At 66.4% G+C, this 24,100-nt stretch carries 24 protein-coding genes; 16 read left to right on the top strand and 8 right to left on the bottom strand.

From position 1 onward, the window contains the following. Positions 1-4: 4 nt before the first annotated feature. On the bottom strand, positions 5-448 hold the full coding sequence (locus QM701_RS21510; RefSeq protein WP_415169038.1) for a hemerythrin domain-containing protein: 444 nt from the start codon (positions 446-448) through the stop codon (positions 5-7). A 145-nt stretch (positions 449-593) separates the two neighbouring features. On the opposite strand from QM701_RS21510, the gene QM701_RS21505 reads away from it, so the two are divergent. Together QM701_RS21505 and QM701_RS21500 are read left to right on the top strand one after the other, a co-directional pair. Next, the gene (locus QM701_RS21505) at positions 594-1,046 is read left to right on the top strand and encodes a universal stress protein (RefSeq protein ID WP_415169037.1); all 453 of its coding nucleotides are present in this window, start codon (positions 594-596) and stop codon (positions 1,044-1,046) included. A gap of 175 nt (positions 1,047-1,221) precedes the next feature. After that, positions 1,222-1,665 (top strand): universal stress protein, encoded by a 444-nt coding sequence (locus tag QM701_RS21500; RefSeq protein ID WP_415169036.1) that lies wholly within the window; start codon positions 1,222-1,224, stop codon positions 1,663-1,665. Positions 1,666-1,744: 79 nt separating this feature from the next. Here QM701_RS21500 and QM701_RS21495 read toward each other — a convergent pair whose 3' ends face one another. Then, the gene (locus QM701_RS21495) at positions 1,745-2,779 is read right to left on the bottom strand and encodes an AAA family ATPase (protein WP_415169035.1); all 1,035 of its coding nucleotides are present in this window, start codon (positions 2,777-2,779) and stop codon (positions 1,745-1,747) included. A 119-nt stretch (positions 2,780-2,898) separates the two neighbouring features. Between QM701_RS21495 and QM701_RS21490 the strand changes: the two genes are divergently transcribed. From QM701_RS21490 to QM701_RS21480, 3 genes are read left to right on the top strand one after another with little or no spacing between them, the layout of a single operon-like run. Further along, positions 2,899-3,342, top strand: coding sequence for an NfeD family protein (locus tag QM701_RS21490; RefSeq protein ID WP_415169034.1), 444 nt, complete (start codon positions 2,899-2,901; stop codon positions 3,340-3,342). Further along, entirely contained in the window at positions 3,339-4,196 is an 858-nt protein-coding gene (locus tag QM701_RS21485; RefSeq protein ID WP_415169033.1) for an SPFH domain-containing protein, read from the top strand. The genes QM701_RS21490 and QM701_RS21485 overlap by 4 nt, the downstream gene beginning before the upstream one ends. Before the next feature lie 37 nt (positions 4,197-4,233). Continuing rightward, the gene (locus tag QM701_RS21480) at positions 4,234-5,112 is read left to right on the top strand and encodes a DMT family transporter (RefSeq protein WP_415169032.1); all 879 of its coding nucleotides are present in this window, start codon (positions 4,234-4,236) and stop codon (positions 5,110-5,112) included. Between the two features lie 10 nt (positions 5,113-5,122). Here QM701_RS21480 and QM701_RS21475 read toward each other — a convergent pair whose 3' ends face one another. Genes QM701_RS21475 through QM701_RS21460 form a run of 4 tightly spaced genes read right to left on the bottom strand, consistent with a single transcriptional unit; the run spans position 5,123 to position 10,006 of the window. Further along, entirely contained in the window at positions 5,123-6,454 is a 1,332-nt protein-coding gene (locus QM701_RS21475) for a nitrate/sulfonate/bicarbonate ABC transporter ATP-binding protein (protein ID WP_415169031.1), read from the bottom strand. A gap of 12 nt (positions 6,455-6,466) precedes the next feature. Then, positions 6,467-8,197 (bottom strand): ABC transporter permease, encoded by a 1,731-nt coding sequence (locus QM701_RS21470; RefSeq protein ID WP_415169030.1) that lies wholly within the window; start codon positions 8,195-8,197, stop codon positions 6,467-6,469. Between the two features lie 55 nt (positions 8,198-8,252). Further along, positions 8,253-8,690, bottom strand: coding sequence for a hypothetical protein (locus tag QM701_RS21465; RefSeq protein ID WP_415169029.1), 438 nt, complete (start codon positions 8,688-8,690; stop codon positions 8,253-8,255). A 14-nt stretch (positions 8,691-8,704) separates the two neighbouring features. Beyond that, positions 8,705-10,006 (bottom strand): hypothetical protein, encoded by a 1,302-nt coding sequence (locus tag QM701_RS21460; RefSeq protein WP_415169028.1) that lies wholly within the window; start codon positions 10,004-10,006, stop codon positions 8,705-8,707. 236 nt (positions 10,007-10,242) lie between these two features. Here QM701_RS21460 and ycaO point away from each other — a divergent pair, with 236 nt between their 5' ends. The 6 genes from ycaO (at position 10,243) to QM701_RS21430 (ending at position 18,141) form a co-directional block, all read left to right on the top strand. Continuing rightward, positions 10,243-11,985 (top strand): 30S ribosomal protein S12 methylthiotransferase accessory factor YcaO, encoded by a 1,743-nt coding sequence (gene ycaO / locus QM701_RS21455; protein ID WP_415169027.1) that lies wholly within the window; start codon positions 10,243-10,245, stop codon positions 11,983-11,985. 271 nt (positions 11,986-12,256) lie between these two features. Further along, the gene (locus QM701_RS21450; RefSeq protein ID WP_415169446.1) at positions 12,257-14,320 is read left to right on the top strand and encodes a TonB-dependent receptor; all 2,064 of its coding nucleotides are present in this window, start codon (positions 12,257-12,259) and stop codon (positions 14,318-14,320) included. Next, positions 14,320-15,324, top strand: coding sequence for an ABC transporter substrate-binding protein (locus QM701_RS21445; RefSeq protein ID WP_415169026.1), 1,005 nt, complete (start codon positions 14,320-14,322; stop codon positions 15,322-15,324). Before QM701_RS21450 ends, QM701_RS21445 begins: the two co-directional genes overlap by 1 nt. Then, the gene (locus QM701_RS21440) at positions 15,321-16,145 is read left to right on the top strand and encodes an ABC transporter permease (protein WP_415169025.1); all 825 of its coding nucleotides are present in this window, start codon (positions 15,321-15,323) and stop codon (positions 16,143-16,145) included. The genes QM701_RS21445 and QM701_RS21440 overlap by 4 nt, the downstream gene beginning before the upstream one ends. A 38-nt stretch (positions 16,146-16,183) precedes the next feature. Continuing rightward, positions 16,184-16,879, top strand: a complete 696-nt coding sequence (locus tag QM701_RS21435) for an ABC transporter ATP-binding protein (protein ID WP_415169024.1) — start codon at positions 16,184-16,186, stop codon at positions 16,877-16,879. Then, entirely contained in the window at positions 16,876-18,141 is a 1,266-nt protein-coding gene (locus QM701_RS21430) for an NnrS family protein (RefSeq protein WP_415169023.1), read from the top strand. Before QM701_RS21435 ends, QM701_RS21430 begins: the two co-directional genes overlap by 4 nt. 21 nt (positions 18,142-18,162) lie before the next feature. Here QM701_RS21430 and QM701_RS21425 read toward each other — a convergent pair whose 3' ends face one another. After that, complete coding sequence (locus QM701_RS21425; protein WP_415169022.1) at positions 18,163-18,522, bottom strand: YbaN family protein; 360 nt, start codon at positions 18,520-18,522, stop codon at positions 18,163-18,165. 8 nt (positions 18,523-18,530) lie between these two features. Between QM701_RS21425 and QM701_RS21420 the strand changes: the two genes are divergently transcribed. Beyond that, positions 18,531-18,779 (top strand): hypothetical protein, encoded by a 249-nt coding sequence (locus tag QM701_RS21420; protein ID WP_415169021.1) that lies wholly within the window; start codon positions 18,531-18,533, stop codon positions 18,777-18,779. A gap of 189 nt (positions 18,780-18,968) precedes the next feature. Here the strand turns inward: QM701_RS21420 and QM701_RS21415 are convergent, their stop codons facing one another. Further along, complete coding sequence (locus tag QM701_RS21415; RefSeq protein WP_415169020.1) at positions 18,969-19,745, bottom strand: SDR family NAD(P)-dependent oxidoreductase; 777 nt, start codon at positions 19,743-19,745, stop codon at positions 18,969-18,971. Between the two features lie 212 nt (positions 19,746-19,957). Here QM701_RS21415 and QM701_RS21410 point away from each other — a divergent pair, with 212 nt between their 5' ends. The 4 genes from QM701_RS21410 to QM701_RS21395 all read left to right on the top strand — a co-directional run bounded on the left by QM701_RS21410 (position 19,958) and on the right by QM701_RS21395 (position 24,075). Beyond that, complete coding sequence (locus QM701_RS21410) at positions 19,958-20,761, top strand: IclR family transcriptional regulator (protein WP_415169019.1); 804 nt, start codon at positions 19,958-19,960, stop codon at positions 20,759-20,761. Between the two features lie 233 nt (positions 20,762-20,994). Further along, positions 20,995-21,960, top strand: coding sequence for a Bug family tripartite tricarboxylate transporter substrate binding protein (locus tag QM701_RS21405; protein WP_415169018.1), 966 nt, complete (start codon positions 20,995-20,997; stop codon positions 21,958-21,960). Between the two features lie 64 nt (positions 21,961-22,024). Further along, positions 22,025-22,549, top strand: a complete 525-nt coding sequence (locus QM701_RS21400) for a tripartite tricarboxylate transporter TctB family protein (RefSeq protein WP_415169017.1) — start codon at positions 22,025-22,027, stop codon at positions 22,547-22,549. A 29-nt stretch (positions 22,550-22,578) separates the two neighbouring features. Continuing rightward, entirely contained in the window at positions 22,579-24,075 is a 1,497-nt protein-coding gene (locus QM701_RS21395; RefSeq protein WP_415169016.1) for a tripartite tricarboxylate transporter permease, read from the top strand. Positions 24,076-24,100: the final 25 nt, after the last annotated feature.

Here is a 24,100-nt window from a genome sequence, read left to right as displayed (position 1 = left end):
CGGCCTAGTCCGCGATGCCTTCGCGCATGCGCGCCACCAGCGCCGCCGAGGCTCCGGCCAGATGCTGGTCGCACATCGGATACAGCACGTTCTCCTCCTTCATGTTGTGCTGCTGCGTCATGATGTGCGTGGTCTCGGCATAGCCGGCGTAGTCGTCGGCGTCGCGCGCCTCGATGGCCGCAGCGGCGGCCTCCATCAGTTCGCGGATCTGGGCATGCTCGCTGCGCATCACGGCGGTCGGTCCGTGGGTCATGCCGGTGCGCGCCTCGAAGGCGGGGAACAGGACGGATTCCTCGGCCTCGAAATGGCGCAGCACCGAGTCCCTGAAGCGCACGAAATCGGCCGCCGCCTTTTCCCAGTCGGCGGCCTCGATGTCCTGTTCGACGGCGGCGAACAGTTCGTCGCACTGGCGGTGATGAACGCCCAGCAAGTCGCGGATAGTTTCCATGGCACATCCTCTCGAATCGTTTCCGGCATTGTCCGGAACGGGCGCTCCGGCTGCATTGACCGACATCAAAATCCGGCGCCGCTTGGCTTTGCCGCATCCGGCATCTATATTAGGGACAGGGATAAACGACAAAAAAGGAGTCGCCATGTTCAAACATATCCTCGTTCCCACCGATGGTTCGGAGCTTTCGCAAGACACCGTGCGGCGCGCCGTTTCTTTCGCCAAGGAGGCCGGAGCGAGAATAACCGCCTTCTATGCGAAGCCCGAATATCCCGTCACCTACTACGGCGAAGGCGTGCTGATAGACACGACCTCGCCGGAAAAATTCGCGGAGCTGGCCGAGACGCAGGGGCAGGAAATCCTCGGCTTCGCCGCCAACCTCTGCCAGGAAGCCGGCGTGCCATGCACCAAGCTGACCGCGACCAGCGACGTTCCGTATGAAGCCATCATCGAGGCCGCGACGAACAGCGGCTGCGACCTGATCTTCATGGCCTCGCACGGCCGGCGCGGGTTCACCAGCCTGCTGCTGGGCAGCGAGACGCAGAAGGTGCTGACGCACTCGACGATCCCGGTGCTGGTCTACCGCTCGCCGAGCTAACCGGCGAGCCAGGCGCCGGCACAACAAGAAAAAGCCCCCGGCTTCGCCGCGCCGCCCGGCCGCACGGCGGCGCGCGACTTCCGCCGGCGTCGCGCGCCGGGGATTTCACGCTGCATCGTGTCATTGCGCCTCAGGCGTTCCAGGGAGAACGAGCGAATAAAGGAAAGGAGTCGCCATGTTCCAACATCTTCTGGTTCCGACGGACGGTTCGCCGTTGTCCGAGGCGGCCGTGGGTAAGGCCATCGCGTTCGCCAAGGAGGCGGGGGCGCGCATCACCGCCTTCTACGCCAAGGCGTCGCCGCCGGTGGAGCGTTTCGTCGACGGCGTTCCGATCGACGCGGAGATTGTGAAGAATTTCCAGCGGATGGCCGACGAGGAGGCGCAGAGAATCCTTGATTTCGTCGCCATCGCCTGCCGCCAGGAAGGCGTCCCCTGCGCCACCGTCACGATGACCAGCGACGCGCCCTATGAAGGCATCATCCAGACGGCCACGGAGAAGGGCTGCGACCTGATCTTCATGGCCTCGCACGGCCGGCGCGGCATCAGCGCGCTGCTGCTGGGCAGCGAGACGATGAAGGTGCTCACGCACTCGAAGATTCCGGTGCTGGTCTGCCGCTAGGGGAACGCTGATTCGTTCGTTACCAAGGCGCGGTTTTCCTGGATTCCGGCTTGCGCCGGAATGACGGACGTGGATCAGGTCACTTCGCCCGGGCCGCGGCGGCGGGCTCTCCGGCGCCCCGCTTGAAGTAGCGGGGCGCTTCGAACAGCGAGTCGATCTCGACGCGGCAGATCTGCGGATGGTCGGGGACGACGTAGAGCACCGGCGTCATCAGTTCCTCGAAGATGCCGCGCAGGCTGCGCCCGCCGGTCTTGTACTCGATGGCGATCTCCGCGATCTGCTCGAACACGCGCGGCGCCACCACCAGTTCGACGCCTTCCGCGCGGAATATCTCGCGGAACTGGTGGTAGATCGCGTTCTTCGGCACGCTCATGATGCGCACCAGCATGTCCCGGGTCAGGTCGGCGAAGCGGGCGATCACCGGCAGGCGGCCGGTGAACTCGGGAATCAGGCCGAACTCGAAGAGGTCGGTCGGCTTCACCCGGTTGTTGAGGCGGTCGAGAATGCTCTGGTTGTCCGCCTCCGAGGTGGCGACGAAGCCGAAGCCGTGCGTGCGGGACATGATCTTTTCCAGCCCGACGAAGGCGCCGCCGCAGATGAACAGGATGTTCGTGGTGTCAACGTAGCGGTCGGCGCCGAGCTTGACCGGCGCGCCTTCCATGATCTTGAGCAGCGCGTGCTGGACGCTCTCGCCCGAGGTGGCACGCGATTCGCCGGTCGAGGCCCGCAGCTTGTCGATCTCGTCGATGAAGACGATGCCGCGGCCGGCCTGCCCCACATCGCCGCCGGCCTTGTCGACCAGGCGCTGGAGCATGGCCTCGATCTCCTCGTTGACGTAGCGGGTCTGCGCCAGCGAAGTGGCGTCGGCGGTGACGAAGGGCACCGACAGCAGGCGCGAGAGCGTCTCGCAGGCCAGCGTCTTGCCGGTGCCCGACGAGCCGATGAGCAGGACGTTGCTCTTGGCGATCGTCTCGACGCCCCGCCCCAGCGCGGAGAGCTTCCGGTAATGGGCGTAAACGGCGACGGCGAGCGTGCGCTTGGCTTCGTCCTGCCCGATGACGTATTGATCGAGGTAGTCGACGATCGCCCTCGGCGTGATTTCTTTCGGCAGCAAGATCGTTCTCCAGCGATGACGGCAAAACGCCATGGTAGGCCAGGCGGCGGGAAAATGCCGCGGCAATGCTATAAAATCCGGCAAATCCGGCGCACGACATACAAGGGAGATGGGAACCGATGCTCGAATGGTGGCACTGGGTGGTCCTGGGATTGTGCCTGTCGATCGCCGAACTGGCGGTTCCCGCCTTCTTCATCATCTGGTTCGGCCTCGGCGCGGTCGGCGTCGGCCTGCTCCTGCTGCTCGCGCCCGGGCTGACGCTGGCGACGCAACTGCTCATCTGGGCGGGCCTGTCGGGCGTGCTCGTCGCCGTCTGGTTCCGCTACCTGCGGCCGGGCACGCGGACCGCGGTCGGCACCTCGGCGGCCAGCGTGGCCGGCGAGATCGGCGTGCTGGTCAGCGACCTGCCGCCGCACGCCCGCGGGCAGGTGCGCTTCCAGAAGCCGATCCTCGGCGCCGACGTCTGGGAATGCTACGCGGAACAGCATCTGACGGCCGGCGAGCGCGTGCGCGTGGTGGCGGTCGAAGGCAATTTCATCAAAGTGGAGGCAACCCGCAAATGATCGGCACCACCATCACATCCGTCGTCATCCTGGCGTTCGTCTTCGTCACCGTCGCGCGCGGCGTGCGCATCGTCCCGCAGGGCGAGGAATGGATCGTGCAGCGCCTCGGCAAGTACCGCGTGACGCTGCTGCCCGGCCTGCGCTTCATCATTCCGTATTTCGACTCGGTGTCCTACAAGGTCACCACCAAGGACATCATCCTCGACGTGCAGGAGCAGGAGGTGATCACCCGCGACAACGCCGTGATCGTGGTCAACGCCATCGCCTTCATCAAGGTCACCGACCCGGTCAAGGCGGTGTACGGCGTCGAGAACTTCTCCGAGGCCATCCGCAACATGATCATGACCACGCTGCGCTCGATCGTCGGCGAGATGGAGCTCGACCACGCCCTGTCCTCGCGCGACATGATCAAGACCCGCCTGAAGGCCGGCGTCGCCGACGAGGCGCTGGACTGGGGCCTGACCGTGAAATCGGTGGAGATCCAGGACATCAAGCCGTCCGAGTCGATGCAGCGCGCCATGGAGCTGCAGGCTTCGGCCGAGCGCGAGCGGAAGGCGATGGTGACCAAGGCCGAGGGCGAAAAGCAATCGATGATCCTCTCCGCCGAGGCGCGCCTGGAATCGGCCAAGCGCGACGCGGAAGCGCAGATCATGCTCGCCGACGCCTCGTCGCAGGCCATCGCCAAGGTCACCGCCGCCTTCGGCGAGAACGAGCTGCCGATGCTCTACCTGCTCGGCGAGAAGTACATCGCCAGCCTGGGCCGGATGGCCGAATCGCCGAACGCCAAGACGGTGCTGCTGCCGGGCGACCTGCAGAACACGCTGCGCGGGCTGTTCCAGAAGCTGCAGAAGTAACGCATTCCCAGGAAAACCGTCCCGAAGAAAGCCCCGCGTGACCGAAAAGCAGCGACTCATCCGGGGCTACCTCGCCGCCGCCGCGACCTTGCTGATGTGGGCGGGGTTTTCCCTGATCTCGCGGCTCGGCGGGAAAAGCGTGCTCACGCCCTACGACATTTTCGCCCTGCGGCTGATCACCGCCGCCGCCGTCCTGCTGCCCTTCGCCGGCAGCATGCCGCCGCGCTGCTGGGCCGACCGCCGGCTGTGGCTGCTGACCTGCCTGTGCAGCCTGATCTACTGCCCGCTGGCCTACTCCGGCTTCAAGTACGCGCCCGCCGCCCACGGCGGCATCCTGCTGTCCGGGCTGCAGCCCTTCCTGATCAGCGCGGTGGCCTGGCTGCTGGCCGGCACGCGGCCGAACCGCGTGCGCGCCGCCGGCCTGGGCCTGATCGGCGCGGGCATCGCCTGCGCCGCCATGCCGTATCTCACCGAATGGTCGCCGGACTACGCCTTCGGCGACCTGCTGATCTTCCTCAGTTCGGTCTGCTGGGCTTTCTACGGCGTGCTCGCGGCGCGCTGGGGCTATTCGCCGTGGACGCTGACGCGGGCCATCGCCTACGGCTCGGCCGCCGTGTACCTGCCCGTCTATGCGTTGTGGCTGCCCAAGGAGCTGGCTGCCGCGCCGGTGTCGATGCTGGTCATCCAGGGCGCCTTCCAGGGCATCTCGGCGACCATCCTGGCCATGCTGACCTACCTCAAGTCGCTGGAACTGCTCGGTCCGGAACGCACGGCGTCGTTCCTCGCCCTCGTCCCCATCGTCATCGGCATCCTCGCCGTGCCGCTGCTGGACGAGCCGCTCACCCTCTGGCTCGGCAGCGGCATCGTGCTCGTCTCGCTGGGCTCCTACGTCGCCTCCAAGGCCGGGCGCGCCTGACGGCTCCGCCTCAGCGCGCGGCGGCCGGCGGCCGCGCGCCCGCCTCCCCGCCTTCTTCGCCTTCCGGCAGATGGATGAGGCCGGTGGTGTAGTCGTATTCGAACACTTCGCCGTAGCGCCCCCATTCGATCGCCACCTTCAGCACGCGCTCGGCCTCGGCTTCGTCCATGTTCTCGTGCAGCAGGCCGAGGAACGGCTCCTCGGGCAGTTCGCCCGAATCCTCCTGCTCCAGGCTGTTGCGGATGTGCGCGGCCAGGGGCACGTGTTCGAGCAGCTGCTGGCCGAAAATCTCCTGGCGCAGGACCTTGCTGCCCTCCACGAAACGGCGGCCGATCGGCGTGATGGCGATGTCGCCCTGCTCGACGCGGGCCAACCCGAGCATGCCGAGCGCGTGCGCGACGGGCAGCAGCTCCTCGTCGCTGAGGTCGGATTCCTCGACCAGCCGCGGCAGGTCGGCGCGTCCCTGGAACGGCTCGTCGGCCAGCATTTCGAGCACGCCTTCCATGCGGCTGACGTCGGCTCCGGGCAGGCGCATCGTGAGGTGCGCGTGCACCGGCTCCTCGACCGCCGCCTGCGGCACGCGCGCGGTCATCAGCGCGTAGACTTCGTCGATCAGCACGCGCACTTCGCTCGAATCGGCGTCGCGCGGCCGCGGCAGGCCGATCGCCAGTTCGGCGCGCACCCGGCCGGGGTCGCTGGCGAAGATCAGCACGCGGTCGGCCATCATCACGGCTTCCTCGATGTTGTGCGAGACGACCAGGATGGCCTTGGTGGGAATGGCGCGGCCGTTCCAGAGATCGAGGATTTCCTCGCGCAGGCGCTCGCCGGTCAGCACGTCGAGCGCGGAAAAGGCCTCGTCCATCAGCAGCACGTCGGGCTGCATGACCAGGGCGCGCGCGATCCCGACGCGCTGGCGCATGCCGCCCGAAAGCTCGCGCGGCAGCGCGCCCTCGAAGCCCGACAGCCCGATCATGTCGATGGCCGCCGTGGCGCGCCGTTCGCGCTCGGCGGCCGGGACGGCCCGGGCTTCGAGGCCGAGCTCGACGTTCTGGCGGACGGTCAGCCAGGGAAACAGGGCGAACGACTGGAACACCATGCTGACGCCGCGCGCCGGCCCGAACAGCGGCTGCCCGCGATAGCGCACCTCGCCGCCGTCCGCCGGGATCAGCCCGGCCATCAGGCGCAGCAGGGTCGACTTGCCGGAGCCCGACTGCCCGAGCAACGCGACGATCTCACCCTCGCGCAGCGTGAAATCCACGTCCCGCAGCACGGCGCGCGCGGTGCCGTCGGCGCCGCGGAACGACTTGCCGACGGACTTGAGTTCGATGATGGCGGGAGTCATTTCCTTCATTCCTCAGAAATGCATGCGGTCTTCGGCCAGCCGGTACAGCCGGCGCCAGACGAAGTGGTTCAGGCCCATGACGTAGACGCACATCACGCCGATCCCCAGGGCGATGCGCGGGAAATCGCCGCCGGCGGTCATCTCGGCGATGTAGCTGCCCAGGCCGTGCGCCTGCAGCGTGGTGTCGCCCCAGGTCACGTATTCGGACACGATGCTGGCGTTCCACGAACCGCCGCTGGCGGTGATGGCGCCGGTGACGAAGCTCGGGAAGATGGCCGGCAGGTAGTAGCGCCGCCATTTGAGCCAGCCCTTGAGGTCCAGGTTGCGCGCGGCGAAGCGCAGCTCGGTCGGCACGCCGGACGCGCCGGCGATGACGTTGAACAGCAGATACCACTGCGTGCCGAAGATCATCAGCGGCGACAGCCAGATTTCGGGATTGAGCCGCCAGCGCACGATCAGCACCACGGCGATCGGGAACATCAGGTTGGCCGGAAAGGCGGCGAGGAACTGGGCCAGCGCCTGCACGCGCGACGAGATGCGCGGATTCATGCCGACCCAGATGCCGACCGGCACCCAGACCACGGCGGCCAGCACGATGAGCACCAGCACCCGCAGCAGGGTCAGGAAGCCCAGGCCGAACACGTGCGCCGCCTCCGCCCAGCCGACTTCCGAATGGATGAAGACGATCAGCCGCCAGCCGGCGATCAGCACCAGGGCGGCGAGGACGGCGTCCCAGGCGCGCTCGGCGCGGGCCGAACGCGCGCCCGGCCGCGCCCGGATCGACGTGCCGTCGAAGTCGCGCCGGAAGAGGACGAAGGAGCGTTCCAGCAGGCGCACGGCCAGGCGGGCGAGCGCCGACAGCCAGGCCGAACGCCGCGCCCAGGTGAGCAGCCAGGACGCCTGCCCGTCGCCCTCGCCGGTCTCCTCGAAGCGGAACTTGTTGGCCCAGGCCAGCAGCGGCCGGAAGAAGAGCTGGTCGTAGAGCAGCACGCCGACCAGCATGCCGGCGATCGCCCAGCCGATCGCCGGCAGGTCGCGCGACTCGATCGCCAGGGCGATGTAGGAGCCGATGCCCGGCAGCTTGATGCTCTGGTTGGAGACCGAAATGGCCTCGGAGGCGACCACGAAGAACCAGCCGCCCGACATCGACATCATCATGTTCCACAGCAGCGCGGGCATGGCGAAGGGCATTTCCAGCCGCCAGAAGCGCTGCCAGCCGGACAGCTGGAACACGCTGGCCGCCTCGGCCAGTTCGGCCGGCACGGTCTTCAGCGACTGGTAGAGGCTGAAGGCCATGTTCCATGCCTGCGAGGTGAAGATGGCGAAGATCGCCGCGCACTCGACGCCGAGCAGGTTGCCGGGAAAGAGCGCAATGAAGCCGGTCACGGTGATCGACAGGAAGCCGAGGATCGGGATCGACTGCAGGATGTCGAGCAGCGGAATCAGGATTTTCTCGGCGGTGCGGAACTTGGCGGCCAGCGCGGCGAAGGCGCAGGCGAAGAGCACGGAAACGCCGAGCGCGATGAACATGCGCAGCGTCGTGCGCAGGAGGTAGTACGGCAGCGCCGCGGGTTCGAGCGTCAGCGGCAGCGCGTCGCCGACGTGATAGGGACGGGCCATCTGCCCCGCGCCGTAGGCCAGGGTGACGAGCAGCGCCAGCACCAGCGGCAGGATGATCCAGTCCCAGCGGTTGTCGGCCGACTCCACGACCTGGCGGGGGAAGAAAAGCTTGGTTCCGGGCATCGCGGGGCCATCCGGCGGCGGGAAAGCGGCTATTTTAGGCCTGTTCGCGCCGATTTCAGGGAAGCACCAGGACGGCCTTCACGCGCGCCGGGTCGACGTGCTCCGCGTCGACATAGCCGATGGCGCGGGGATTCGCGGCCACCGCCTGGATCACTTCCTTCCAGCCGCCGGCCTTCAAGGGCGGCGACGCCTTCCCGGAAAACACCAGCCGGGACCAATAGGCGCTCATCTGTTCGGGGGCCCGGTCGACCAGGGCGCGATAGAACTGGACGTTCTCCGGCGTGCCGGGCGGCAGATCGATCGGCACCGCCGGTTCGCCGTTGGGGAACTCGCGGTTGCTGGCCAGGAAGATGTTGATCACCTGCGATCTGCTGAGCTGCTCGACGCCGATGCGCGGGTTGACGATGACCGCCAGCTCCGCGCACGCGGAACACGCCGGCGCCAGAAGCGCCAGGAGGACGAGCGCCGAAACGCCGGGCTTGGAGAGAATCACGCCGATTCAGGGTCTCAGAAGACGAAATCCAGCGACAGGCTGACCATGGTCGTCCTGCCGTTCCAGTCGGGATCGGTGTCCTCCACCAGCATCGACAGGCTCTTGCCGCCGCGCACGAAATCGACCTGGGCCTTCAGCGCCATGTTGCGCCGGAAATCCCAGCGGGTGCCGAGGGTGAAGGTCTCGCTGTCCATGCGCGTGCCCGATACCGCCATCGCCCTGGCCAGTCCTGCGTCGAGCGGCTGATACCACGGCAGGGCGGGCAGCCCGGTCGCCAGTTTTTTCGGATCGATTCTCGCCCGCGAGTAACCGGCATAGGGCGTGACGTTGCCGACGCGCCGGCCGACCAGGCAATGGAAGGCGCTGCCGTCCGGCAGCGTGGGATTCTCGTAGCGCATGGCGTCGAACACCATCTGCAGCTGCCAGTCGCCGTTGTCGTAGCCGACGCCCAGCGATTCATAGGTGCTCGTCGTGCCTTCCACCTTCAGCTTGTCGGCCAGTCTGCGGGCGGGCGTCATGGCCAGGCCGTCGCGCAGCGGCGTCAGCGTGTCATTTTCGTGCGCCAGCCGCGCCCGGGCGTGGAAATACCGGAACTGCCACGCGCCGACCTGGTAATCGATCGACCCCTTGACCCCTTTCGAGCCGCTGAAGTCGTAATGGGGAAGATCCTCCCGCGCGATGCCCGCCGTCCCCTCGACGCTCATGACGCCCTCGCCGAGCGGGACGCGCCAGCGCGCGCTGGCGCCGTCGAGGTAGTTCAGCGGCACGTTGTAGGACTCGCTCGCCGGCCGGATCGGGATGTACGAATACCCCACCATGCGCGTGTCGGCCAGCATGAGCAGGTCGAGCCCGACCCGCCCCAGCCGCACGGAAAAGCGCGGGTCGAGGTCGAATTTCACGAAAGCCGCCGTCACGTCCGGCCGGAAGGAGCCGTCCTCCCGGTAATAGGACGCCGCCTGGACCAGGGCGTCGACCTGGTGGTTGAAGCGGTATTGCGCCTGCACTCCCAGCAGCGAGTCCTGTTTGGCGGACCATTCGTCGCCGATTCCCTCCGGCTGCCGGATGCTGCGCAGGATGTGCGCGTCGCCGTTGCTCGAACGCGCCGCGCCGAGCGTGCCGAAGCCGCGGAAGGAAAAGGCGTCCTCCTCGATGGCGGGCACCGGGTCGGCGGCGTGCGCGCGGCCCGGCCAGCAGATCGCCGCGCCGAGCAGCAGCGGGATCATCGCCGCGAGCAGCCGGGACGCTCGCCAACCCGGCCCGGCCCCGAGGCCCGCCGCGTCAACGACGGATTGGCGCGCCTCAACCGTTCGATACATGTCCGACTCCAGTCCTGGAAGAAATCCGCATCGTTGCGCCGCCGCCGAGGACATGCCCGAACCATCGGGATTCTCGCCTGTCGCAGCGCAGCCTGCTTTTCGAAAGCCGGGATTCAATCACAACGGCCGCCCGCGGCCTACGTAATAAGTCACACTCCCGACCAATGCGCTCCGCGTCGGGCCCGATTTCCCAGGATTGCTACAATCCTTTACTTTTCACGCATCCCGCCATCCCCATGCCAGAACATTTCATCCCCGGTAAAGACGCCTCGCTCGAATCATCGATCGCCCGCATGCAGTCCCGGCTCGCCGAGATCGGCTTTCACGTCGAGGAGCGCTCCTGGCTCAATCCGGTGCCCGGCCTGTGGTCGGTGCACGTCGCCGATCGCGACTGCCCGCTGCTGTTCACCAACGGCAAGGGCGGCAGCCGGCTGGCCGCGCTGGCCAGCGCGCTCGGCGAGTTCTTCGAACGGGCGTCGACGCACTATTTCTGGAGCCATTACTATTTCGGCGAGGCCCTGGCCGCCGAGCGCTGCGTGCATCACCCAGACGAACGCTGGTTCGCGCCCGGCGACGACGGACGGTGGCCGGCGGAGCTGCTGACGCCTGCCCTGCGCGACTTCTACGACCCGGAGGGCAGCATCCCGGCGGAGACGCTGGTGGACCGCAACTCCGGCAACCGCGAGCGCGGCATCTGCGCCCTGCCCTTCGCCCGGCTCGAAGACGGCGAACCCGTGTGGTTCCCGGTGAGCATCGTCGGCAACCTGTACGTCAGCAACGGCATGTCGGCCGGCAACACGCTCGAAGAAGCGCGCGCGCAGGCGCTGTCGGAAATCGTCGAGCGCCACGTCAAGTTCCGCGTGCTGCGCGAGGGGCTGTGCCTGCCGGAAATCCCCGACGAGTTCCTCGCCCGCCACCCCCGGCTCGCCGAGGACGTCGGCGAGCTGCGCCGGGCCGGCTTCGGCATCCTGATCCGGGACGCCTCGCTCGGCGGACGCTACCCGGTGGCCTGCGTGGCGCTGCTCAACCCCAGGGACCAGGGCTGCTACGTCAGCTTCGGCGCCCACCCGCGCTTCGAGATCGCGCTCGAACGGGCGCTGACCGAACTGCTGCAGGGGCGCGCGCTCGACGCGCTGGACGGCTTCCCCGAACCCGGTTGCGACCTGGAGGAAGTCGCCAGCGCGCCGAACCTGGAAATCCACTTCGTCGATTCGAGCGGTGTCGTGCACTGGAACTTCCTCGGCAACGCGCCCGATTTCCCCTTCGTCGACTGGAATTTCGGCGCCTCGACCCGCGAGGACTACGCCTGCCTGGTGGACCTCATCCGCAACGAAGGCTACGACATCTACGTCGCCGATTACGGGCGGCTCGGCATGTATGCGTGCCGCATCCTCGTGCCGGGCATGTCCGAGATCTACCCGGTGGACGACCTGGAATACGAGAACAACAGCTTCGGCAACGACCTCCGCGAGGCCATCCTGTACCTTCCCGAACTCGACGACGAGGAGTGCGAGCACCTGCTCGACGCGCTGAACGAATCGGGCATCGACGACCAGCGCCCGGTGGCCGCGCTGATCGGCCTGGCGCCCGATCCGGGATCGCTGTGGGAAGAGCTGCGCGTCGGCGAACTGAAGGCCCTGCTCGCGCTGGCGGTCGGTGATGAAGAGGCGGCGCGCGAGGGCTGCGGCTGGGTGCGGCATTTCGGACAGATCGACGCCGGGCGCCTGCGCGTCTACCACTGCATCGAGAGCCTGTTCTACCTCAGCGACAACGCGGACTTCGAGACCTATCGCGGCGCGCTGGAAAGCCTCTTCGGGCCGGCCACGCTGGAACGCGCCAAGGCCCTGCTCACGCGCGACGAACGTTTCTTCGGCATCGCTGCGCCGGGCCTGGCGCTGGAAGGCTGCGAGCAACATCGCCGCCTGCTCGACGCCTACGGCAAGGTGCGCCGGCTGTACGAGGACGCGCGCCAGGCCTGAAACGAAGCGGGGCTTCCTCTCCCTCCCCTTCAAGGGGAGGGCCGGAGTGGGGATGGGGTTCGAATGACGGCCAAGCCGATGTGATTCCTGCCCAAAATACCCCATCCCCCACCCAACCTCCCCCTTGAAGGGGGAGGAGCGGATGTGCTCTGCTCGCTTGAATTTAATCCAGATCAAACAATAATCATTCTCAACAACTATAATTGCTCCGATTCATCGCGTGACTGGCCGACCCGGCGCCGGTGCGCGTCGATTACGGAGCCCTTCATGAATCTGTCCCGTTCCTGCACTCTCGCCGCCCTGTCCTTCCTGGCCGGCGCCGCCACCGCCGCCGAAGAAGCCACGCTGTCCGAAGTCGAACGTCACGGCCAAGGGCTACGCCTCGGCCGACCTGGAGACGCCGATCGCCACCGTCGGCCTCGACCGCGACGAGATCGACCGGCGCGGCGCGGCCAACGTCGGCGAGGCGCTGCGCGGCGAGCCCGGCATCGCGGTGTCCAACGACAGCGCGCAGGGACAGAATCCGGTGATCCGGGGCCTGGCCAAGGAAAGCGTGGTACTGCTGGTCGACGGCATGCGCTTCAACTCGGCGCAGCCGGCCGGCGCCATCGCCTCGTTCATGTCGCTGGGCATGGCCGAGCGCGTCGAGGTGGTCAAGGGCGGCGCCTCGGTGCTCTACGGCACGGGCGCGCTGGGCGGCGCGATCAACGTGCTGCTGCCGCAGGCGAAATTCACGCCCGGCATCGGCGTCGAGACCGGCGTCAGCTACGACAGCGCCAGCGAGGGGCTGCGCGGCACGGCGGTGATGAACGCCAGCCAGGGCGACCATGCGCTGATGCTCGGCGCCTCGCTCGCCGACATCGACGACTACCGCGCGCCCGACGGCAAGGTCGACCGCACCGGCTACGATTCAAAGGCCTTCATCGGCCAGTATCGCTTCCGCATCGACGCGCAGCAGCAACTGCGCGTCTCCGTGCAGCAGCACAAGGACGAGGACGTGTGGTACCCCGGCTCGACCCGCCCGCACGCCAGCCCGCTGGTCGGCAGCACCACCGTGCACTCGCCGCGGCAGGAGCGCCGCCTCTACGAACTGGGCTACAGTCGCCAGGGCGACGGCGAGGCGCCGGTGAACGTCGATCTGCGCGTCTACCGCCAGGACATGGAGCGTTCGATCTTCAGCTACGCCAACAAGCTCGGCCGCGACATCGTGGTCAACGACGTCACCTTCCGCACCGACGGCTTCGACGCCAAGGCCGACTGGCTGGCGCATCCGCAGCACCTGCTGTCGTTCGGCGTCAACGCCTGGCGGATGACCGGCGACCCGGACCGGCGCATGGCCACGGCGGCGCCGTTCACCACGCTGAGCGCCAACAATCCCTTCCAGGACGCCGAGATCCGCGCGGTCGGCGTCTACGCGCAGGACGACATGCGCTTCGGCCGCCTGAACGTGCTGGCCGGGCTGCGCTACGACCGGGTCGAGGGCGACGCGGACAGCATGAACTCGAACTCGCCGCAGCGCCGCACCACCGGCCTGGACGGCAAGGACAACGCCGTTTCCGGCAGCCTCGGCGCGATCTACGAGGTCGCGCCGCTGCTGCGCCCGTACGCCAGCTACGCCCGCGCCTTCCGCGCGCCGGGCATGCGCGAGCGCTACGAGTCCGGCCTGCGCGGCGACGGCTACTACTACGCCGGCAGCCCGGAGATCGAGGCCGAGAAGGCGGACCAGTTCGAACTCGGCGTCAAGGGCGGCGACGGCACGCTCGACTATTCCGTCGCAGCCTTCTACAACCGCATCGACAACTACATCACCGGCCAGATCCTGAGCGGCACGGCGGCCGTCGCCGCCTGCGGCGCGGCCAACGCGGCCAACTGCAAGAAAACGGTCAACCTCGGCAGCGCGACGATCAAGGGCATCGAGGCCAGGGTGCGCTGGCGCGTGGCGCCCGGCCACTGGCTGAACGCCGGCTATTCGCGCCTCCGCGGCGAGAACGACGACCTCGACGAACCGCTGTTCCAGATGCCGGCCGACGAGATCTCGCTGGGCTGGCTCGGCACCGTGCTGCCCGGCGTCAAGGCCGATTTCACGCTGCGCCTGGTGGACCGCCAGGACCGCGTCGCCACTCAATTCACCAACGGCAGCGAAAACGAGACGGCCGGCTTCGTCACCGCCGACCTCGGCGCGACTTGGCAGTACGCCCGGAACCAGAGCCTGCGCCTGGCGGTCAAGAACCTCGCCGACAAGGCTTACCACGAACACCTGACCGAGGGCATCTCGGGTTACGAGATCAAGGCGCCGGGCCGCAGCTTCCAGCTCACCTGGCGCGGGAGTTTCTGATGCGCCGTCCGCTCGCCGCTGCTTTCACCGCCGCACTCGTCCTGTTCGCCGGGCTCGGCTTGGCCGGATCGGCGGCGGCGGCCGGCAAGCGGCCGCTGCTGGTGCTGGCCGGCCCACCGGCGTCGGTGTCGACGCCGTTGATCCACATGGTCGAGAGCGGCGCGCTGAACGAGATCGCCGACAAGGTCGAGTTCCGCGTGTGGAAGGACCCGGACCAGTTGCGCGTGATCGCGCTCGGCGGGCAGGCCGATTTCGTCGCCATGCCGACCAACGTCGCCGCCAATCTGTACAACCGCGGCGTCAACCTGCGCCTGCTCAACGTCTCGACCTGGGGCATGCTGTGGATGGTGTCGCGCGACGGCGCGGCCAGGACGCTGGCCGATTTCCGCGGCAAGGAGATCGCCATGCCCTTCCGCGCCGACATGCCGGACATCGTTTTCGGCCTGGTCGCTGGCGCGCAGGGGCTGGACCCGAAGAAGGATTTCAAGCTGCGCTACGTCGCCTCGCCGCTCGACGCGATGCAACTGCTGATCACCCGCCGCGTCAACCACGCGCTGCTCGCCGAACCGGCGATCTCGATGGCGCTGCGCAAGACCAAATCCTTCCCGGTGAGCCTGGTCGCGCCCGACCTCTATCGCAGCGTCAACCTGCAGCAGGAATGGGGCCGCCTGTTCAAGCGCGAGGCGCGCATTCCGCAGGCCGGCATCGCCGCCCTCGGCAAGGCGGCGGCCGACCGGCCCCTGCAGGAGGCGGTCCTCGCCGCCTACGCGCGCTCGCTCGACTGGTGCCGGAAAAACGCGCTGCAATGCGGCGAGATGGTCGCCAGGCGCATCGACCTGCTCAGTCCCGAAGCGGTCGCCGACTCGCTGGCGGTCAGCCGCATGCAGCCGGTCGCCATCGCCGCCGCGCGGTCCGAACTCGAATTCTTCTTCGCCCGCCTGCACGAGGCGAACCCCGCGCTGATCGGCGGCAAGCTGCCGGACGAGCGCTTCTACGCGCCATGAACGCCCCGCGTCCCTTCTTCCGGCGCCGGCTGCTCGACTGGCTGGCCGCCACCGGCGGCTACCTGTGGGGTGGCTGGGGATCGCTGGCCAGCCTGTGCCTGTTCCTCGCCGCCTGGGACCTGACCGCGCAGCAGCTCGGTTCGCTGATCCTGCCCACGCCGCTGGAAGCCCTGGCCAGCCTGCGCGGCCTGCTCGACAACGGCACGGCCTGGCCGGAAATCGCCGTCACGGCGCGGCGAGCGATGCTCGGCTTCGCGCTCTCGGTCGGCGCCGGCAGCCTGCTCGGCCTGGCCGCCGGCGTGTCGATGACCGCCTCGATGATGTCGCGCCCGATCGTCACCGTGCTCGTCGGCACGCCGCCGATCGCCTGGCTGATCCTCGCCCTGCTGTGGTTCGGCGCGGGCGACGGCACGCCGGTGTTCACCGTGTTCATCGCCTGCTTCCCGGTCATCTTCGTCGGCGCCATGCTGGGCACGCGCACGCTCGACGGCCAGCTGCGCGACGTGGCGCGGGTGTTCGGCCTGCCGCCGGCGATGAAGCTCTTCGACGTCTATCTGCCGCATGTCGTGTCCTACCTCTTCCCGGCCTGGATCTCGGCGCTCGGCATGTCCTGGAAGGTCGTGGTGATGGCCGAGCTGCTGTCCACCGACGACGGCATCGGCGCGGCGCTCGCCGTGTCGCGCAGCCACCTCGACACGGCGGCGTCGATGGCCTGGATCGTCGCGCTGGTCGGCCTGCTGCTGGCCATCGAATACCTGGTGCTCGAACCGGTCAAGCGCCGGGTCGAATCCTGGAGGGAGTTCGCATCATCAAGCAACTGACTATCTCCGCGCTGCACCATCGCTTCGGCTACCAGCGCGTGCTCGAGGCCATCGACCTCGCCGTCCGCGCAGGCGAGACGGTGGCGCTGGTCGGCCCGTCCGGCTGCGGCAAGACGACCCTGCTCAACCTCGCCGCCGGCCTGCTCGATCCGTGGGACGGCCGCGTCGCCAACGGTTTCTCGCGCACCGCGATGATGTTCCAGGAACCGCGCCTGCTGCCGTGGAAGCGCACGCTGGCCAACATCGCGCTCGGCCTCAAGGCCCTCGGCCTGCCGCGCGCCGAGCGCGACGAACGGGCGTACCGGCTGGCGCTGAGCGTGGGCCTGACCGACGACGATCTCGACAAGTATCCGGGCGCATTGTCCGGCGGCATGCAGAGCCGCGCCGCGCTGGCCCGCGCCTTCGCCGTGCAGCCCGACCTGCTGCTGCTCGACGAGGCCTTCGCCGCGCTCGACATCGGGCTGAAGAGCGAACTCTACGCGCTGCTTGCCCGCGAGCGCGCCGCGCACGGCAGCGCCGTGCTGATGATCACGCACGACCTGATGGAAGCCGTCCGCCTCGCCGACCGCATCCTGGTGATGACCGGCAGCCCCGGCCGCATCGTCGCCGAGCACCGCGTCGACACGCCGGCCGGCGAGCGCGGCGAGGCCTGGGTCTTCGCCCGCACCGCCGAATTCATCCGCTGGCCGGACATCCGCGCCGCCTTCGCCCTGCCGCCCCTGGAGACGCCGTGAAATCCCTCCCCCTTCCGGCCACGGCCGCCGGCCTGTGGCTGTGCCCGTTCCGCCCCTTCTTCCTGTGCACCGCCGTCCACGCGCTGCTCGCCATCGCCTGGTGGGTCGGCTCGCTGGCGGGACTGCTGCCCATGCCCGACGTGCCCGGCGGCCCGATCGTCTGGCATGCGCACGAAATGCTGTTCGGCTTCGCCGCCGCGTCGATCGCCGGCTTCCTGCTGACCGCCGTGGCCGAATTCACGGGCACCGCGCCGGTGGCGCGCCGGTCGGTGCAGCAACTGCTCGGCCTCTGGCTCGGCGGCCGCGTCTTCTACCTCGTCGCCGGCAGTGTCGGCATCCTGCCGGCGGCCGTCTGCGACCTCGGCTTCCTGCTGCTGCTCACCAGTCTGGTGGCCGGTCCCCTGTGGCGCGATCCGACCCGGCGGCACGTGTCCTTTTTCTTCGCGCTGCTGGTGCTCGCCGCGGCGCAAGCCGGCTTCTACCTCGCGCTCTGGCGCGACGGCAACGCGCTGGCCTGGGTGCAGCTGGCCATCGGGCCGGTGATGATCCTGATCGTCATCGCCATGTCGCGCATCTCGATGCGCATGGTCAACGACGCGATCGACCGCCAGGGCGGCGCCCCCGCCACCTACCTCGCCCGCCCGCCGCGCCGCAATCTGGCGACCTTCGCCATCGGCGTATACACCGCCGCCGAGTTCCTGCTGCCCGGCAACGCGGTGACCGGCTGGCTGGCGCTCGCCGCCAGCGCCGCGATGCTCAACCTGCTCAACGACTGGCACGTCGGCCGCGTCGTGCTGCAGCGCTGGGTGCTCATTCCCTACCTGGTCTATTGGTCGATGGCGCTCGGCTACGCGCTGATCGGCTTCGGCCTGCTCGCCGGCGGCTACTGGACCAACGCCGGCCACCACGTGCTGCTGATCGGCGCAATGGCGCTGGCCATCCTGATCGTGATGCACATCGCCGGCCGCACGCACAGCGGCCACGTGCTCGACCGTCGCGTCTGGGTGCCGCTGGCGTCCAGCCTGCTGCTCGCCGCCGGCCTGTTGCGCGGCGCGGCCGGCCTGCCCGCCTTCGCCGCCGCCTACCTGCCCCTGCTCCACGCCGCCGGCACGCTGTGGCTGCTCGCCTGGGGCGCCTATTTCGCGTATTCCTGGCGCCATCTGGCCGGCCCGCGCCCGGACGGGCTGAGCGGCTGCCAGGGACCGCAGCAGGTCAGCGAAGACGATATCGATGTGCCGCAATGCGACGGTTCGCCGCATTGACCAGGTTTTTTTGCGAAGGCATCAATGCGGTTCGGGCCGGCTTACTAAATAAGCCGCCACTGCAATGAATAGCAGGGTGATACCTGCCAAACCCCAGGCATTATTCAGATGCCGGTACATGACGATCCAGCTCACCGACAACGCCAGTACCGCGATCACTTTGCTTTTCCGCGATATCGCTTTCTGAGTTTCCCAGTCGATCAACAGCTTGCCAAATTGGGGATGCTCATACAGCCAGCGGTGCAGACGTTCGGAACCCTTCGCGGAAAACCACGCGGCCAATAGAAGAAAGGGCACTGTTGGAACGCCCGGCAAAAACACGCCGATGAAGGCGAGAACCAGAAAGAAATAGGCTAAAACCAAAGCGATATAACGTCCCATGCCTCTCATTGCGCCTGATGTGGAAGTCACCGACGCTGCGCGGTTTTGTCGCGCGGCGTTCGGTGGACCGCAGGGTTCTGCATCGTTTTGGGGCCACTGTATTTCCTTTCGAGCGACCTCCACTGCATGTGCTCGCGAAACCGAAGGAAGGCAGCCACGACAAGCGCGATTACGGCTGCTCCGCAAAACACGAGAAAGCCGAACCAATTGAACTCGACAAGCCAAAACGTTTGGTAGGTTTCAAGGCCACGACCTGAGGCAACCCTTTGGAAGGCTACGCTCAACATGTAGCCAAGGCCTGAGAATGAGGCCAAGCCGACAACCACAAACCCGACGGCGACCCAATGCGGAAAAAGACGCGGCCGGGGTTGTAAGCGAGATGGCGCCTGGTCGGTCATGGGAACGGACGCGCCGGTATCGAATTCCTGTGTGACGGGACCCCCATCTTACGGCATGTACTGACCGCCATTCACGTCGAGAATCTGGCCGGTGACATAACCGCTGGCCAGGTGCGAGGCAAAGAACAGGAAGGCGGGCGCGGCCTCTTCCGGCCGTCCGAAACGTCCCATCGGGATTCCGGCGCTGATCTTTGCCCGCGTGGCGGCGTCCTTGTCGGCGTGAAAAGCCGTGTCGAACGTACCCGGTGAAACGGTGTTGAAGCGAATGCCATCCTTGGTATGAAAAGTCACCCAGTTCTTCTGCACGTTGTGTATCCACGCCTTGGCCGCACCGTACAAGGAGGCGCCCGGACCACCGCCGAGGTAGCCGGCGATCGAGCCGACCAGGATCACCGACGCGGTTTGCCCGCTCTCGGCGGCCGAAGCCTTCAGATGCGGCAGGGCGTGCTTGGTGACCATCACCGCCGAACGGATGTTGAGATCGACGACTTCGTTGAAAAAGTCATCGTCGATTTCCGGTAGCGGCTTGCGCCCGACAAGGCCGCCGGCATTGTTGACCAGCACGTCGATGCCACCGAAGCGCCGCACGAAGGCATCGACCAGAGCCTCGCACTGATCGCTGTGCCGCAGATCCGCCGCCAGGAATTCAGCTTCCCCGCCAGCCGAACGCATTGCCGAGAGGGTGCTTTCAATATCGTCCGGGCGTCGGCGCCCGTTCAAACCGATACGCGAGCCGGCTGCCGCGAAGGCCTTGGCGGCGGCCAGCCCGATGCCCTGACTGGAACCGGTGATCAGGACACGGCGATTCTTGAGATCAGCAAACATGGCGCTCTCCTGGGGATGAATTGTCAATGTCTCAATATTTTATATTGGAAGTCCACAATTGCCCTTAATCCTTCTAATTTTTCTGATCAATGCAGAGTATCCAATGAAAATTCGACATACTGTCTCATTATATGCATTATTTTTTTATTATTTGACACTCCAAGTCCGCCTATCTACACTTGGCCGCACACATGACGCACCGGGCGGGAACCATGTCAGTTGATCCTAAGAAAGATAAAAATCCTGGCGACAGCGCGACCGGTTCGCAGACGCTCCTGCGCGGACTGGCCTTGCTGGAGTGCGTGGCGGCCGGCATCAGCGATGTCAAAAGCATTGCCGCGCACCTGGGAACGCCACGCAGCACCACGCATCGCATGCTGGGCGCGCTTGTCCAGCAGAGATACCTGCATCACATTCCGTACAAGGGTTACCTGCTGGGCCAAAAGCTCATCGAACTGGGCAACAAGGCCCTGGAACAGCGCCCGCTGGTGGCGCTCGCGCGACCGCATCTCGAACAGCTCGCCAGCCACACCGGCGACACGGTGCACCTGGGGGTCATGGAGGGAACGGAAGTCTTCTACCTCGACAAGATTTCGGGTACGCGCGGCTCCCTGGAAATGCGCTCCCGCGTGGGCAATCGCATGCCCCTGGCGACGACCGGCGTAGGCAAGGCCCTGGTGCTGGGCCTGCCACGCGCCCAATGGCGCGCCATCTACGACTACGCGACGGGGGAGCGCCGCGCGCAGGGAGCCCCGGCCGTCATCGAGTGGACCGAATACGCCCTGCAGATGGACGAATACCTCCGCCAAGGCTGGGTCATGGACCTCGAGGAAAACGAAATGGGCATCCGCTGCGTCGGGGCGCCGATACGCGACCTTACGGGCAAGGTAGTGGCTTCGGTCAGTCTCGCCAGCGCGGTTCCTTACATGCCGGAGGAGCGCATGCGCCGACTTGGCCCCCTGGTGCGCGATACTGCCGAGGCGATCTCGAAGGAACTTGGCTGGACGCCGGAATAAACGTGCTCGTCGTTGTTTTTGGCAACGACAGCCAATGCCGCTGATTGCACTTAATGTCTCGATTAGCGAGACAACTCAAGACTTGTTGAAAATGCCATGGAGTCTGCGCTATTGTATTGAGGCACAACGGGTTGCGAGGAAGGACCGAGCAGTTTCCGAAAGAAACGACAGATTCCACTTTTGGTCTTGATATCTCGCTATTTGAGAGAATTTTCCTTGGGAAGGGATAATACATGAAACACATGCGCTTCTATACGCATCTTGCCGTAGCCTGCGCGTCCGTCATGGCCTTTTCGTCGGCATCCGTCGCGGCGGAGTATCCGAACAAGCAAATCGAATTGATCGTTTCCTACGCCGCCGGCGGCGGAACCGATCTGCTCGCTCGCGCCTACGCGGAAGCCGTCAATAAAATCCTTCCCAAATCGGTCGGCGTCGTCAACAAGCCGGGCGGCAGCGGCGCCCTGGGCCTTACCGAAGTCGCCCGTGCCAAACCGGACGGCTACAAGATCGCCATGGGCGTGGTTGAAATGACGACCCTGCCCGCCCTGGGCATGGGGCGCTTCGAGGTTGACGACTTTACCCCCATTGCCCGCCTGAATGCGGAACCGGCGGCAATCACGGTGCAAGCCGAGGCGCCATGGAAGACCTACGAGGAATTCATGGCCTACGCCAAGGCCAACCCCGGAAAGGTGCGCGTTGGCAACTCCGGCACCGGCGCGATCTGGCACCTGGCCGCCGCGGCCCTCGAACAGAAGACAGGCGTGAGCTTCAATCACGTGCCTTTCGAAGGAGCCGCCCCCGCCGTCGCGTCGCTGCTCGGCGGACATATCGAAGCCCTGGCCGTGAGCCCGGCCGAGGTCGTCACGCAGGTCCAGGCAGGCAAGCTGAAGACGCTGGTCGTCATGGGCGACGTGCGGGCCAAAGGCTTCGAAAACGTGCCCACGCTGAAAGAGAAGGGAATCGATCTTTCCATCGGCACCTGGCGCGGACTCGTCGCTCCCAAGAAGACCCCCAAGGAAGCGATCGACGTGCTCAAGAAAGCCACCAAGCAGGCGACTGAAGATCCGGCGTTCCAGCAAACGCTGGCCAAGATGAACATGTCCTTCTCGTACATGGATGCGGAAACCTTTGGCTCCGCCATGAAGAAGGATGAGGCGTTCTTCAACGTCCTGATTCCGCAACTCGGCCTGAAGAAATAAAGCCGTCCAAAAGCGGGCTGGCAACGGCAGGTTGCCAGCCCGCTCCTCCGGGAGAAAAATCGTCATGGCATCAACGGACACTTCCGCCAGGGAAGACGGCGGTTTCCTGGCGCGGATGGGCCGCCATGCGGATGTGGTGGTGGGCGTGCTGCTCATCGTCATCGGCATTGCCACCATCATCGAATCCAGGGGCTTTCCGGCCACCGCCGTCGGCACGGATATTGGCGCCGGAGCCTTCCCCACCGCCTTCGCCTACATTCTGATCGTCTTGTGCCTGCTGCAGATTTTCAATCATTTCACGCATACCGGCCAGGATATCGACGCCGGGGACGCTGCCGCCACGAGCACCCGGCCGAACTATCTGGTGCCATTTTTGGGAGTCGTGCTAACGGTTCTCTATGTAGCCCTGATTCACTGGACCGGCTACCTCGCATCCACGCCCATTTACATGTTTGTTCTGCTGCGCGTCATCAAATTCCGCGCGCGAATGGCGAGTGTGCTCATCGCCTTGGGCGTGACGATCGCGCTCTACCTGATATTTGACGTCGGGATGGGAGTGGCTTTGCCGCCCGGCGAACTCTTCGACTAGCAACCGCCAGGGAATCAGAAGGATACTTCATGGACGTGTTCGATTTACTGGCGCAGGGCGCAGCCAATCTCCTGGCGCATCCGCAGGCCATCCTGTTCGCCATCATTGGCACGGCGTTCGGCATCTTCGTTGGCGTGCTGCCCGGCCTGACCGCCACGATGGGCGTGGCCATCACCTTGCCATTCACTTTCGGCATGGAGCCCGTATCGGCCCTTCTGCTGCTGGCCGGAATCCATTTCGGCGGCGTCTACGCCGGTTCGATCACGGCCATTCTCCTGCGCATACCGGGAACGCCGGCAGCGGCGGCCACGGCCATCGACGGCTATGCCTTGACGCTCAAGGGCCAGTCCGGACTGGCCTTGGGAACGGCCACGTTCTCCTCGTACATCGGCGGCACCATCAGCATTTTCACGCTGATTTTCCTGTCGCCCATTCTCGCCGGCTGGGCGCTCAAGTTCAGTGCGGCCGAAAGTTTCGCGCTGGCCTGTTTCGGCCTGTCGATCATCGCCAGCGTGGCCGGCGAATCGCTCATCAAGGGGCTGATCGCGGGCATGGTGGGACTGCTGGTATCGACGGTCGGGCTGGACCCGATGGGCGGCTTCCCGCGTTTTACCGGCGGCATGGACGAACTGATGGACGTCAAGTTCATCCCCGTCATGATCGGTCTTTTCGCCGCCGCCGAAGCATTCTCCTCGATGGAGAAGAGCGACCTCACCGAGCGCATCAGGACGTCCATCGGCCGGGTGATCCCGCCGTGGTCGGTATTCCGGGGGCTCACCCTGACCATCCTGCGTTCCTCCGGGCTGGGCGTGATCGTCGGGATCATTCCGGGGGCCGGCGCGGACATCGCGGCCTACGTGGCGTACAACGAAGCCAAGCGTTTTTCGAAAACGCCGGAGAACTTCGGCAAAGGGGAACTCAAGGCCGTGGCGGCCTGCGAATCGGGGGCCAACAGCTGCACCGGCGGGGACCTGCTGCCCATGCTGACCCTCGGCATCCCCGGCGACGCCGTGACGGCGGTGATGATGGGGGCGCTCATTCTGCAGGGGCTGCAGCCCGGCCCCCTGCTGTTCAAGGAACATGGCGCGATGCTCTACACCGTGTTCGCCGGCATGCTGTTCTGCTACCTGATGATGCTGATCCTCGGCCTGGCGTCATTGCGCATCATCGGCCGCCTCATCCAGATGCCGCAATCGGTGCTGACCGTTTCTATCCTCGTGCTGAGCGTCGTCGGAACGTATGCAATCGGCAACAGCCTTTTCGACGTCTACGTCATGCTCGCCGCCGGAATCGTCGGCTATTTCATGCAGAAGTGGGGGTATCCGGCATCCCCCGTCGTGCTGGCCCTGATCATGGGCCCGATCGCGGAAAGCAACTACCGCCGCGCCTTGTCGATGTCCAACGGCAGCCTCGACTTTCTTTACACGCGCCCGATCACCGTCGTGTTGCTCGTGCTGGCCCTCGTGACGCTGCTCGTACCCATCATCAACGGGATCATCAAGCACAAAAGGCAGCGGGCAGCCTGACGTAGTGGCGAGGCGGTGGCGGGGA

Origin of the sequence: Propionivibrio sp. (assembly GCF_047602565.1) — a bacterium.
Lineage (GTDB): Bacteria > Pseudomonadota > Gammaproteobacteria > Burkholderiales > Rhodocyclaceae > Propionivibrio.
This window is presented reverse-complemented; position numbering and strand designations above follow the sequence as displayed.